10 protein-coding genes and 1 pseudogene are annotated in these 12,891 nt (G+C 62.9%); 1 reads left to right on the forward strand and 10 read right to left on the reverse strand.

The window, feature by feature from the left end; all coding sequences use genetic code 11:
- Positions 1-75 precede the first annotated feature (75 nt).
- Positions 76-861: an iron-containing redox enzyme family protein gene (locus tag QOC76_RS20030; protein WP_526359597.1), complete on the reverse strand. Its 786-nt coding sequence runs from the start codon at positions 859-861 to the stop codon at positions 76-78.
- Between the two features lie 181 nt (positions 862-1,042).
- Here QOC76_RS20030 and QOC76_RS20035 point away from each other — a divergent pair, with 181 nt between their 5' ends.
- On the forward strand, positions 1,043-1,846 hold the full coding sequence (locus tag QOC76_RS20035; protein WP_526359674.1) for a Rieske 2Fe-2S domain-containing protein: 804 nt from the start codon (positions 1,043-1,045) through the stop codon (positions 1,844-1,846).
- 5 nt (positions 1,847-1,851) lie between these two features.
- On the opposite strand, the pseudogene QOC76_RS20040 reads toward QOC76_RS20035, so the two are convergent.
- The 9 genes and pseudogenes from QOC76_RS20040 to QOC76_RS20080 all read right to left on the reverse strand — a co-directional run.
- Positions 1,852-1,961 (reverse strand): annotated as a pseudogene (locus QOC76_RS20040) (IS481 family transposase); the annotation flags it as partial.
- A 621-nt stretch (positions 1,962-2,582) separates the two neighbouring features.
- Positions 2,583-4,031 carry an MCE family protein gene (locus QOC76_RS20045; protein ID WP_526359599.1) on the reverse strand — a complete coding sequence of 483 codons (1,449 nt, stop codon included), beginning with the start codon at positions 4,029-4,031 and terminating at the stop codon, positions 2,583-2,585.
- Between the two features lies 1 nt (position 4,032).
- The gene (locus QOC76_RS20050; protein ID WP_526359601.1) at positions 4,033-5,172 is read right to left on the reverse strand and encodes an MCE family protein; all 1,140 of its coding nucleotides are present in this window, start codon (positions 5,170-5,172) and stop codon (positions 4,033-4,035) included.
- On the reverse strand, positions 5,169-6,518 hold the full coding sequence (locus QOC76_RS20055) for an MCE family protein (protein WP_526359603.1): 1,350 nt from the start codon (positions 6,516-6,518) through the stop codon (positions 5,169-5,171). Before QOC76_RS20055 ends, QOC76_RS20050 begins: the two co-directional genes overlap by 4 nt.
- Entirely contained in the window at positions 6,515-7,852 is a 1,338-nt protein-coding gene (locus QOC76_RS20060) for an MCE family protein (protein ID WP_526359605.1), read from the reverse strand. Before QOC76_RS20060 ends, QOC76_RS20055 begins: the two co-directional genes overlap by 4 nt.
- Positions 7,849-8,877, reverse strand: coding sequence for an MCE family protein (locus tag QOC76_RS20065; protein ID WP_526359607.1), 1,029 nt, complete (start codon positions 8,875-8,877; stop codon positions 7,849-7,851). The genes QOC76_RS20060 and QOC76_RS20065 overlap by 4 nt, the downstream gene beginning before the upstream one ends.
- 29 nt (positions 8,878-8,906) lie before the next feature.
- The gene (locus QOC76_RS20070) at positions 8,907-10,277 is read right to left on the reverse strand and encodes an MCE family protein (RefSeq protein WP_526359609.1); all 1,371 of its coding nucleotides are present in this window, start codon (positions 10,275-10,277) and stop codon (positions 8,907-8,909) included.
- A gap of 152 nt (positions 10,278-10,429) precedes the next feature.
- On the reverse strand, positions 10,430-11,284 hold the full coding sequence (locus QOC76_RS20075; RefSeq protein ID WP_526359611.1) for an MlaE family ABC transporter permease: 855 nt from the start codon (positions 11,282-11,284) through the stop codon (positions 10,430-10,432).
- Positions 11,284-12,021, reverse strand: coding sequence for an MlaE family ABC transporter permease (locus QOC76_RS20080; protein ID WP_526359676.1), 738 nt, complete (start codon positions 12,019-12,021; stop codon positions 11,284-11,286). The genes QOC76_RS20075 and QOC76_RS20080 overlap by 1 nt, the downstream gene beginning before the upstream one ends.
- Between the last annotated feature and the right edge of the window lie 870 nt (positions 12,022-12,891).

Consider the following 12,891-nt stretch of genomic DNA (forward strand, 5'->3'; position numbering starts at 1 on the left):
GGCGTGCGTGGTGGCGCCGCGACACGACCCAAGCAAGCTGGAATACATCACCTTGTGCGCTTTAAGGGTTTGTGCTCAAACCTGGGTCATGAACCTCGGATCGATTTCCAGGCCTGCTGCTTCGTGAGCGAGCTTCACCATCTCGGTATGCATCACACCGAGCACTTTGGCGCTGGCTTTCGCTGCCCAGATCGCTTCGTTCTGAAGCTCTTTGGTGTAGGCATATTTTGCGACGAGCGCCAGTTCGCCACCTCCGTGGGCCATGTCCTTATACCCATGGTGAGCGAGGAAGACCAGCGACTCGGCCGGCAGACCCAACCGCTCATGGAAGGCGCGGCCGCCGAACGATTCCTGGTAGGCCTCGGTCTCCTTGCTGGTGGTCATCCGCTCGCGGGCCTTGATACCACGTTGGGACTGGGCTATCTCGAGGGCTGCGACGGCGGCGAACGAGCCGACCCACGTCAGGGTGCGGCTCAGGTTGTCGAAGGCCTGCAGTGCCGTCAGTATCGGCCCGGTCGGCTCGGCAGCGAACACCTCTTCGCGCGGCATGCCGAGGGCTTCCACCTCGCGGTAGAGCAGCTCGATATGTGAAAGGTCGTCAGCTTCGCTGTCGCCGACTTCTTCGTCGACGCAGTCACCGATGACCGCGACTCGCACATCCTGATAGGGACACCGCGTTGCGGCGTTCATGAGCCAGCTGGGGAAGCTCCAGGCGAAGAAGGAGAAGTATTTCATCCATGTCGCGTGGTAGATCCGGGCCTGCTCAGGAGTGGCGTGCGGCGGAGGACCAACCCGCGGCATCTGCAGCCAGTCCCCCATGAGTTGGTCACAGAACTGCTCTTCAAACTCCTCGGGCAGCATCGTTCCCGGCTCATAGGCCGGGGCTGTCGCACCCCGCCCGTCGATAGGTGATGACAAGGCGTTTACCTCCTGTTGGACGGCTTAGCTTACTAAGATTAAGCTACGGGAGAGCCCCCCCGTCGTCAAGTGTGTCCGCCACGTACGTACTAGAGGAGATATTTACCCAATGAACAGCACGTTAATGGTATTCAGTGCAGCTGGCGCTCTAGGTCGCCAATGGTTACCGGTGGCGTCCTCGGCGGATGTTCAGGACACGCCGGCCGCAGTGCGACTGTTGGGCCGCGACCTCGTGTTGTGGCGCGGCCCGAGAGGGGCGGTCGTGGCCGCTCCCGACCGGTGCACGCACCGCAAGACGGTCCTCAGCAACGGAGTGGTCAGCGAGGGCCGCCTGGTGTGTCCGAATCATGGTTGGACCTTCGGCGATGGGGGCCGTTGCGTGTTCAGACCCTCCGGTCTCGCGATACCCGAACACGCTCATCTGAAGGCCCATCCATGCGCCGAGCGATACGGGGTCATTTGGGTGTCTCTGAACGAACCGGGGGAACCGGTCATCGACCTCGCATGTGACGGCGACGAACGCTACCGCAGGATTCACGCCGACGTGGCGCTATGGCAAGCCAGCGGGATACATGTCATCGAAGCGCTTCTGACAGAAGGCAATTCGCCGTTCACAGATGTTACCGCCGATGTACCGTTTGTCGTCCACGGGTCGCTCAAGTCTGACGACGGCGCCGAGCAGCGCCGCTTCGTGTCCTGCGCACCTGTCGATGCCCGCGCGTCCCTGGTCACCACAGTGGTGTGGACCAGCAGCCAAGTATGCGATCAAGACGCAAGGATCGTGGACGAGGCAACCGCCGACCTGACAGAGGCGAGATCCGTCGCAGAACGGGAGACGGAATCATCGACTGCCACCGAGATCACCTGCGATGAATCAGAGACCAGCTCCGGCGATTGGAAACGGCGCCTCGTGGCGTTCGCTTCCTAACCTAGCTAGGTGAACTGACCTGAGAGGTTAGGTACACGGATGGCGGGTGGCCGCCGAGGGCGGTGTGGCCGCGGTGATGATTGTAGGTGTGCAGCCATCGGGGAAACTCGGTGCAGAAGGGTGTCGCCTGCGGAACCGCAAAATGTGAGCCGGCCGACACCATCGGAGATGACTTGTGGTCGCCGGTGGGCGCTGGTGTGCTCAATTGTGTTCCTTCGGTGTCCCGCGGCAACGACAGGCACCGCACGGATGTGGGGGTTCCAAGCCGTTCAGGGCACACCTGACCGGCTCCGGCCTCGCTCGGCGCACGGAGTTGCGGGCGTCACGCAAACCATCCGGCAGGCCCGATTCAGTTGCTGGACAACGGCTCTCCCCCGCAACATTGTCCCTGGGTGGCGGACGTCGCCGGTCTCGACGCGTCTCAGATACTTGAGCGGCGGCTGGTGCTCGGTTTGGGCGGACCCACCGCGAGGTGCCAGGGCGACCCACCGCATAGCTTAACGGCGGTCAACGGCTGCGCCCGCAGACAGCGGCACATTCCAAGATCCGCCGGACCACTGATCCGGCCATTGCCAATCGCCTTGGTCAACCCAATCGTCCCGCCATCCGATATCGTCGGCCGGGGCGTGCGCGATGGCCAGTGGGCATGTTTTGGGCGTCTGCGGGGAGGTTTCAGGGATCCATGAGCCGCGCCCGGGGTAACGGTGAGCTTACTGGGTGAAGCGTCGGTGTTGCTTTAACCCGGTGGTATAAGCATCTTCTGCCAGGTGGGCGGTCCGGACGGAGTTTCAGCGAGGTCAGACCGTGTGTACACCTTTCCGTCGGGGCCGAGATAGGTTCCGGTCGCCGGGTCGTACTGGGCCACCGCTATTGGTGGTGGCTCCGTGCCCGTCGGATGCGAAGGGACTGCGCCTGGCGGCAGCTGGGGAATACCTTGGCCTGACAGGGTGGCGTTGGGATCGCCCTTCCAGTTCAACCCGTCGTTGAGCGGTACATACTGCTCGTCGCTCTCGCACATCTTCACCGTAGGCGCGCGCTTGCCCGGCACGGTCTCACACGGAATGTTGCGCGCACCGCGCACATTAAACGCCGAGTCCTGCGGTATCCGGCAGTACAGGTCGCCCTCGGGGCGATCTGGGGAGTCTTCGAAGTTGTCGGTTCGCTGCTGCTGAGGCGGCAGGAAACCGGTCGTGCAGGGAGGGGGCAGATTCAGGTTGAGTTGGAAATCAATCAGTTGACCGACGTCGGGCGACTTGTTGTTTCGCCGCGTAACCTCGCCGGCCTGCATCACCGAAACACCGTGCGGTACCAGGACCAGCAACTGCTCAATGCCGTTCTGGTAGGTGATGGCCACCTGACCGACGCTGACTAAGTTGGCGAGCACGATCGGCAGCGTCGGCTGCAGCCGTTCCAGCAATTGGCGTGCTTCATCAGCGGCCGGGCCTCCATGCTCGAGAACGCTAGCTACAGCGCTGTCGTGGGTCTGTAGCTGGCCGGTGATGGTGGCCGCGTGGGCGGCCCAAGTCTGGATGGCGCCCGCGGTGTCGGCCTGCGATTGCAGCACTGGTTGGGATTGATCGATCAGCCTGGTGAGTGGCTCAATGTTGTTGCGGCCGTCTATCGCCAATTGCGTGGACCCCTTGACGATCCGCGAGATCTCCGGGCCCAAACCGGCGATGGCTGTGTACGACTCGTCGATCACGGTCGTCAGATCGCCGTGGGGGATCGCTTCGATGCCTCGGTCAGCAGCATCGACGAGGGAATTGATATCCGGTGGGACCGATGTTCGGTTCTCCGCTATCACATCACCGTCTTTCAGGCGGACGCCATTGGCGCTGCGGGGAAGCAGGGCGACGTACTGTTCGCCGAGGGCCGAGACGCTGTGTATCTCAGCGTCCACGTCGGCCGGGATCGGAATGTTCGATTTGAGTGACAGCACGGCTTGCACACCCTCGTCGTTGAGGTGCACGTCGTCGACTCGACCAACCTCGACGCCGCGATAGGTGACGTTGCCGTTGGCGTAGAGCCCCGCCGCTCGAGGCAGTTCCACGCTGACCCTGTAGTGCCCGGCCCCGAACAGCAGATCTGGCAATTCCACGTAGTTCAGGGCCATGGTGGAGCCGCCGACAGTGGCCACGACCGTGACGATGGCCAACTGGATCTTCGTTTGCCGTGTGAGATACACGTTATGGCCCCTGATCGGCCCGGTAGGGGGCAATCAACGGATTTGCGGCGGTGTACGGGCTGGGAATCTGGCCGATCGTGCGGCCCCACTGCATCTCCAATTCCGTCAGGTTGCCCTCCCAGCGGGTGCCGGTGAATAGGGCGGAGTCGAGTCGGCTCAGCGTCAGATCCAGAACGACGTTCAAATTTGCGTAATCGCCGCGGAACCAGTTCTGGACGTTTTCCGTTGGCCACGGAAATGTCACCAGGCCACTCAGTGAGCGGGTCAGCGCCGGGCCGGCGTTGGCCAATGACTGCAGCACCGGTGCAAGGTCTTTCAGCTCATGTGTCAAGGATTCCTTGGTGCGATTCACCGAGTCAGCGGTCAACGCACTGAACTTGCCTAGCTCGTCGAGCGCTGTGGCGAGTTGGTCGCGGTGGTCATTGAGTACCGCTAACGCATCCGGAAGGGTCTGCAACGCCACGTCCAGAGCAGGCTTCTGATCGGCGAATTTGCCCACCAGGTGGTTCAGGCTGGTGCTCGCGACGATGATGTCGTCGGACTGCTGATTGAGATGGGCAGTGAACTGGCCCAGCTGTTCGATCAGGCTCTTCAGCACGTCCTCGCGGCCGGCGAACGCGGTGCTGAATGCTTTGGTGATGTCTTGGATTTGTCCGATTCCGCCACCGTTGAGCAGCAGCGACACAGCTGCCAAGGTCTGCTCGGTGGTTGGATAAGCGCCCGCTTTGGCCAGAGCGATCAGCGAGCCGTTGTGCAGCTTGCCTTGCGGCGGTACGTCAGTCGGGGCTGCGAGCTCGATGTGCGCCGAACCCAGGAGGCTTGTTTGGCCCACCTTGACTGTGGCGTTCGCGGGCAGATCGACGTCAGCATCGATGGTCATCGTGATCAGCGCGTGCCAACCTTCGAGTGCAACCTTCGTCACGTTGCCCACTGTCACGTCGCCGACCCGCACCCGCGAATTCTGTTGGATGGTGGTGACATCGGGCAGCTGCGCTTTCACCTCGTAGGCTCCCGGTCCGCCACCTTTGGTACCCGGCAGCGCTAGGGAGTTCACTCCACGCCACCCACACCCTGCGGAGGCGGCCACGGCCAGCACGACGATCACGCCGACTACCCTGCTCCTGCAGCGGATTCGTGTCATGACCCACTTCCAGGCGGCAGCATGAGTCCTTGCAGACCGGCCGATGGAATTGTTGCGGTCGACTCTGCGGCCAGCGGGGGCGGCCCGGCATCCGACGCCGCAACATCCCCGGCAGCTGGTGGCGGGTTCGTCGCGGCTGCTGGGGATGCCGTCGATCCCGGTGCTGGCTGAGTCGGCACGTAATCGGGTCGCAATGAGTCTTCGCTGTAGGTGATCTCGTTGGGTCGAGCGTTCGTGCCCACCAACGGGTTTAAGCCAATCGGCGGGAAGTTGTATTGCCGGTTCTTTATGATCGGTGCCAGGTATTGCACGCAGAGCTTCGCGGCCTGTTCGGCGCCTAACCGCGATGCTGCTTGCACGGCCCCGCACAGGAAGCTGATGGGGTTGGCGAAGTTGTTGACCGCCAGTATTCCGGTGAGTGAGGAGTGGGCCGGTTCGTAGATGTTCATGAAGTTCTGCAGCGAGTTCGGCGCGATGTGCAGGGTTTGCTTGATGTCATCGAGGCTGTCAACGAGCGCTTTCGAAACTGACGCCAGCTTGTCCGAGGTCGTGCCGAGCGCCTCACGGTTGTCGGAGATGAATCCCTGCACGTCGGCGGCTGCGGTGTCGAGGTCGCTGACCGCGTTCCCGACTTCGTTGGGGTCGTCGGCCAACAATGCCGACACCGCCGCCAGGTTGCCGTTGAGCTGGCCCATCGCGTCGGCGCTCGACTGCAATCCCGAGACGAGGGTCGCCAGGTTTCTGACCGTGGCGAAGATGTCGGTGCTGTGATCACCCAGAACCGAGATCGCCTGGGCTAGTTTGATGACCGCGTCACGGATATTGCCGCCCTGCCCGCGCAGATTGTCGGCGGCGGTGGTGACGAAGGCGCCTAGGGCGCTGACCCCGCCCGGCTCTGTCGGCTGCAGTTCCTTAGTGAGCTTTTCGACCTGCTTACGGAAGTCATCCCACTCCATGGGCACGGCAGTGCGACTCTGCGGGATGACGGCGTTGTCCTGCAGGGCGGGACCGCCGCTGTAAGTGGGCGTGAGCTGGATGGCGCGTGAGGTGACCAGCGACGGCGCCACGATCACGGCCTTCACGTCAGCGGGCACCGCGTAGTGGTCGTCGAACCAGAATGTGACCTTTACGCGTTGCGGCTCGGGGACGATCGAGTGGATGTTCCCCACCCGGACCCCCAGGATGCGCACCTCGTCACCTTGGAATATGCCGTTGCTGTTGTCGAAGTAGGCGACTACGGTCGTCCTGCCCCCTGCGTGGTCCGGGCGAAGCGCCACTACGGCGCCAGCAATGAGCACGAGCACCAGGATCAACGCTGCGCCGATTCTGACCTTGCGAGTCGTCATGACGGTCCCCCCTGAGTAGGAGCTAACCCCGGTGTGGGGCCGGGCTGCTGTGGTTCGTTGGGTGCAGGCTGGTAGACCGGCGACGGGGTCGGTTCGGGGACGGACTGCAACCCGGGCGGTGCCGTTGCAGGTGGCCCCGGCGGTGGTCCCCCCGGTGGCGGCGCGGGCGGTGGCTCGCGGTGCGGGTAGCGCGGGTCGCCGGGTTTTCCTGTGATGGCGTCGGGCAGCGTGAGGTTTGGTGCGCCGCCCTGGCCTGTGCGCGGGTACGGGACCGGCAGTGCGGGAGTCGCGGGTTGGCCGGTTGGCGGATCCACGCGCTCGGAGGGCAGCAGCACGTTCGGGTCCAGCCCGAGGTCGGAGAACGCGGCGTCAACAAATGGTTGCACGAACTGGCCTGGGAGCAGGTTGGCGATATACGCCTTGAAAAAAGGCCCAGATGCCACCGATTCCCCGAGTGACATCACGTAAGTGTTGAGAAGCTTGATCGCCTTCTGAACGCGCTCCTTGCGGTTGTCGACCACCGTCAGTAACCCGTTGAGTTTGTCTAACGCTCCCTTCATTTGGGCGCGGTTGTCAGCGACGAAGGCACTCAATTGCTGTGACAGGTAGGAGATGTGGCCGGCGATGTGATCCAGTGCTGCGCTTTCGGTTTGCAGCTGGACGAACAATTCGTTGGTGTTCGCGATCAGGCTGGCGATTTGATCGGTTCGCTGCGCCAACACCGTAGTGGCTTTGTTGGCGCTGGCCAGCAGGGCGCGTAGTTGGGCGTCGCGGTTGTCGAGGGTTTGGGAAAACCGTGCCACACCCTGGACGGCGGCCTTCAGATCGCCGGGGGTGTTTTGAAATGTCTGAGCCAACACCCGCAGCGAGTCCGACAGCTGAGTGGTGTTCAGTCCGCTAACGGTGGAGGTCAAATCGCCAAGGGCGTCGGGTAACTGGTAGGCAGGCGTGGTGCGCTCCAGCGGGATGGTGTCAGTTAGCTGACCGTCGCCGCGCGGCGTGACCTCGAGAATCTTGGCACCGAGCAGGCTCTTAGCCTTGACCGCCGCCTCCGTACGGTCTCCCAGGTGTACATCGCGGTTGATTTTGAATTTGACGAGGACGCGCTGGCCGTCCAATGAGACACTCGATACCTGCCCGATTGGAGAGCCTGAAACCTGTACAGCAGCACCGTTTGTCAGGCCACCAGCCTCGGCGAAGTAGGCCTCGTAGTTCCGGCCTGAGTTGAACAACGGCAAGTGTTGATATTGCACGGCGCCGATCGCGGCCCCGACCGTGAGCGCTAGGCCAATGCCACCGATGACATAGCGGTTGCGTTCGGTGAATGACTTCATTTTGGGGCGCACCGTCCCGTGGCCTGGCTGACCACCTTCACGTAAACGGGTTGTCCGCCCTTGCCATTCAGTCTCAGAGAGACATTGCAGAGGTAGAAGCTAAAGAAATCGCCATAGAGGCCTTGGCGGGCGAGTGTCTGATAGACGTCGGGCAGCGTGTTCAGCAGGTGGTCGACGTAGTCGTGATCAGCTACCACAATCCCCGCCGCGCGATCGGTCTGCGCGACGGTCTCTTTGAACGCTGGACGTGCATGTTCGAGGAGGTCGCCGACCGTCCGGGCGGCCTCGTTGACGTCCGCCATACCGGTGCTGATATCGGTCTTGCGCGCGGCGAGACCCCTGACCAATTCCGACAATGAAGTGACTGCTTTGGCAACCTGATCGCTGCGATTGTCGAGGGTTCCCAGCACGGTGTTGAGGTTGCCGATCAACTCCCCGATGACGTCGTCGCGGTCGGCCAACGTGCTTGTGAGCGTTGCCGTCTGCGCCAGGAACGAGTTCACTGCATCGCCTTGTCCTTGAAACGCTTGAATAAGCTGACCCGATAGCGCGTTGACCTGGTCGGGATCGAGGGCGCGGAACAGTGGTCGGAAGCCGCCGATCAACGCGTCCAGATCCAATGCGGGCTCGGTTCTGTCTATCGGTATGGTTTGGCCCGGAGTCAGAGGCTGCACCCCACCGGGGCCCTGCTCCAGGGCCATGTATCGACCACCGATGAGATCGTCATAGCGGACCGCCGCCTTCGTGCCGTCAGTCAGCACGACCGCATCGTCGGCGGTGAACTCGACGAGCACCGTCGAGTCCGGTTCTACCGTGACCTTCTTGACCTTGCCGACCTCCACGCCGGCGATCCGCACGAAGTTGCCCTCCTGTAGACCCGACACGTTGGTGAAGTCGGCTCGATAGGCCTTCTCGGGTTCGAAGCGCAGTTGAGCGAAGACCATGAACAGTCCCCCCATCCCGAGGGCACAGACCATGGTGAACAGTGCAGCGCGCCAAAGCGCACCCCGCATGTCAGTACTCATCGCTTACCTCCTCCTGGGATGGTTACGGGTTACGGTCCCGCCGGCACGAGATCTGCCGGTGGTGTGGCCGGCGGTGGTGGTAGCGCCGGTACTCCCGGCCATAGCGGGCTCCCGTCCGGCCCGTATAGCGGTGCGCCATACGGCGGCGCGCCCGGAGGGGGTACTGGCCCGATGGCCGGTGGGCCCTCCCCGTGGAATCTGGGGGGTTCGGGTACGGCGCGGGTGACGGGGAGGTAGTTCACCCACCAGGGATGGCCGATGCCCGGGTTCGGCCTGATATCGAGCCCTGTTCCAAAGCCGGTGTCGGTGACCAACTGCCGTACCGGATAGTTCTTGGCTACATCCGGCAACGACCCGCAGCCCGGCTTGCCGCTAGGTCCCCCCTTGGCCGCGACGATCGGCAGATTGTCGGGGTATTTGTAGCTGTCGGAGCCGAATAAGGCAGTGCCATCGAGCACGGCGGCGCTGCCGTTGCCGCCGATGATGTCGTAGCCGCCGTTGTCCAGCCAAAACTTCGAGCCCAGCAGCAGACAGGTGTACTCGGGGTTGTACTTCATCAACAGGCTGGTCGTCGGCTCAAGCGTGGTGACTGCTCCGACCAGGTCAGCCTTATGGGGTCCGATCAGATTGATACCCGACCGTGCGAACCCAATCAAGTTGAGGAGCAGCCTATCTAGGTCCTTCGCATGAGTCGTGATGGTCGCGCTGGTGGTCGTCACGGCGCGCAGGGTGGTCAAGATATTTGGAGCGGCGGCATCGTAGGCGTCGCTGAATCCCGCGAGCGAGTGCCAATCTTGTTGGAGGTTGTCCATCCGCGGGTTGAGGGCCAATAGGACCTCGTTGGCGTCAGCGGTCGCCTCGCCGATCCGCTCGCCCTGCCCCCGAACCCCTTCTGCGAACGCGGTGAGCACAGCATTCAGCTTCGCTGGGTCGATGTGGTGCAGCAGGTCCACCAGGTCCTGGAAGACCGTGTTGACTTCGGTGCTGACGTTGCGCGAATGCAGTACCGTCCCCGCGGTGACGTGCTGCGGGCTCGGGTGGTCCGGATAGATTAATTCCACATACTTCGCCCCGAAGGCTGTCGTGGCCTTGATTTCGGCTTCGGTGTTGGACGGAATGTATCGGACCTGGTCGGGAAATATCTGCAGGCTGAGGCTGACCGGGTTCTTGCCTCCGGCGATCGCGGCGACCCGGCCCACTTGGACTCCCCGCATCTTTACCTTGCCGCCCGACTCCATCACCAGGCCGGCACGATCCGAGGTCAGAGTCACCGACACAAAGGACCGAAACGTGCCTGCGAAGAACGCGGTGGACAGCCAGATCAACGCTCCGATAACGACGATGAGGGTCAGCGCCGACCGGATGTGGTGGGTTTTTTTCGTTGAGCGTCCGCGATTCATGGTTACGCCGACCGCTCAGCCGCCAGGGGCGTTGGGAGTTGCGTGTCAGCGCAGGGTGGACAGCACGAGCGCCCGGTATTGTGCTGGCACAGAATGTTTGGGAAGGAGTCCGACCCGCGGCGGCGGGGCTTGCCCAATGTGGTTGCCATGTCTCACCCGGCGAGATTGAAGCTGCCGGACTGGCCGTACACCGCCAGTGAGACGAATAACGTGACGGCGACCAAGACAATTAGGGATGTACGAACTGCGCGACCGACCGCCTCGCCGACCCCTGCCGGTCCCCCGGAGGCGGAGTAGCCGTAGTAGGTGTGGATCAACATCACCACCACCGCCGCGACGAGCACCTGAAAGAACGACCAGATGAGGTCGACCCGGTTCAGAAATGTATGGAAATAGTGATCGTAGACACCGGTCGACTGGCCATAGGCCAACGTCGTTCCGACCCGAGCGGCGAGAAACGAGGTGAGTACAGCGATACAGTACAAAGGGATAACCACGATCACGCCGGCGATCACCCGCGTCGAGGCGAGGTAGGCAATCGATCTGACGCCCATCACCTCCAGTGCGTCGATCTCCTCGTTGATTCGCATCGCACCGAGTTGTGCGGTGGTACCAGCGCCGATCGTGGCTGCCAAGCCGATGCCGGCGATCACTGGGGTGACGATTCGGACGTTGACGTAGGCAGATGCAAAGCCGGTCAGGGCCTCGACTCCGATACCGGCCAGGGAGTTGAAGACCTGCACCGCCACGGTGGCGCCCCCGGCCAGCGTCAGGAATCCGACGATCGCCACGGTGCCGCCGATAACGGCCAGGGCCCCGCTGCCGAGACTCATCTGGGCGATCAGACGCAGCAATTCCGATTGGTAGTTGACAAGTGCGTCACCGGTGGCCCGCACTGTTTTGCCGTAGAACTCCGCCTGGACTCCAATTCGGGTCAGGCTGTCGACCGGACGCTTGATGGCGCGCCGGAGTCGGGGAAAGAGCGTGCTGGGCGCGGCGGTGGTCATTACGTGGTCCCCTGCACGCCGACTGCGGTTGCGATCACATTGATCACGAACAGCGCGATGAACGAAAAGACGACCGTTTCGTTGACGGCGTTGCCTACCCCTGCGGGTCCACCGCCGACGGAAATCCCTTTGTAGCAGGCGATCAGGCTGGCGGCCAGACCGAACAGCGTTGCCTTCACCAAACAGACGAGCACCTCCTTGACCCCCACCAACAGGGTCATGCCGGCGGCGAACGCCCCCGGGGTCACGTGCTGTACGTAGACGGAGAAGATGAAACCGCCGGCCAGACCGACGATCGTCACCATGCTGGCCAGCATGAGCGCGACGAATGTGGCTGCCAGGACCCGCGGAACCACCAAGGCCTGCACGGGATTGATGCCCAGGACCCGCAGCGCGTCCAGTTCTTCGCGGATCGTTCGGGCGCCAAGGTCGGCACACATCGCGGTTGCACCGGCACCAGCCACCACCAGAACGGTCACCAGAGGGCCGATTTGGGTGACCGCGCCCAATGCTGCGCCTGTGCCGGAGAAGTCCGCTGCGCCGAACTCGACGAGAAGGATGTTGAGACTGAACACCGTCAGCACAGTGAACGGGATGGCCAGCATCACCGTTGGCACGACCGACACACGCGCCAGGAACCAGGTCTGAACCACGAATTCCTGCCAGGCGAACGGTCGTTTGAACATGAGGACCATCGCGTCCATCGCCATCGCGAAGAAATCGCCCAGAGCGCCCATTGGCTTCGTGACGGCGTCAACAACGATCACACCGCGTCGCCACTTAGGTTGTGCATTCCACTGGGAAAGGTCGTAGCCCACGTCGTCACTGCCGGCTATAGGTTCCGGCCGTTGCAGACTGAGGGCTGGCTGATTCGACATCAGTGATGAACTTACAACGATGATGTCAACTATGACAAGCCTGCTTTGCTGCGCCGGCGGATTGGGAACTCCGCTATGAACCAGTGCCGGTGGCCCCGTGCCCGCGCGCCCGCCCCGCCGGCGGGTAGCGGGCGTCGCTGCCACAACATTGCCGCACAGTGGCGTCAGGTTGCCGGGGCGATAGCGGGCAAGTGCGATTTCCGACGGTACGGCCGGTGTGCCATTCCGGCGGAAGAGACGTGCCTCAGGCATCCCGCGGATGGTCCGCGATAGCCAGCCAACGTCGGCGCTCGTTCACCGCGGCTGGTACCGCTTGGACGATTGCCAGCGCTGGCGGAGCCGTGTGCTTTCGAGGTCCTCCAGCCAATGCCCACGTCCAAGCGGTGAGACGGCCGATCGCAAACCGCACTCCGAATGCCCCTTCTTGGGGGTCTCGGCGCCGACCGCTATAGCCTCTCCTCTAGCGCGCACCGTCGGCCAAGTTGATCCGCGCAAATTCTCCGCCCGGGGCTGACATGGTCCGTGCCGGAACCGCAGCTACAGATCGAGACACCGCCGCGCGAAGGGCGGACGTGGCTACCGGTCAGCAGTCTCCCCGCCTCGAAGAGGCGCCTCGCCGCCGTGTTCGGAGCCAACTCACTCGGCGTCCCTCAACGACGCCGACTCTGCCCGGCAGGTTTGTCAGCCGCGACGAGCAGCTCGGTAAACCAGCAGCTTAATATGGTTAAT

Source organism: Mycobacterium sp., assembly GCF_032159565.1.
GTDB lineage: Bacteria > Actinomycetota > Actinomycetes > Mycobacteriales > Mycobacteriaceae > Mycobacterium.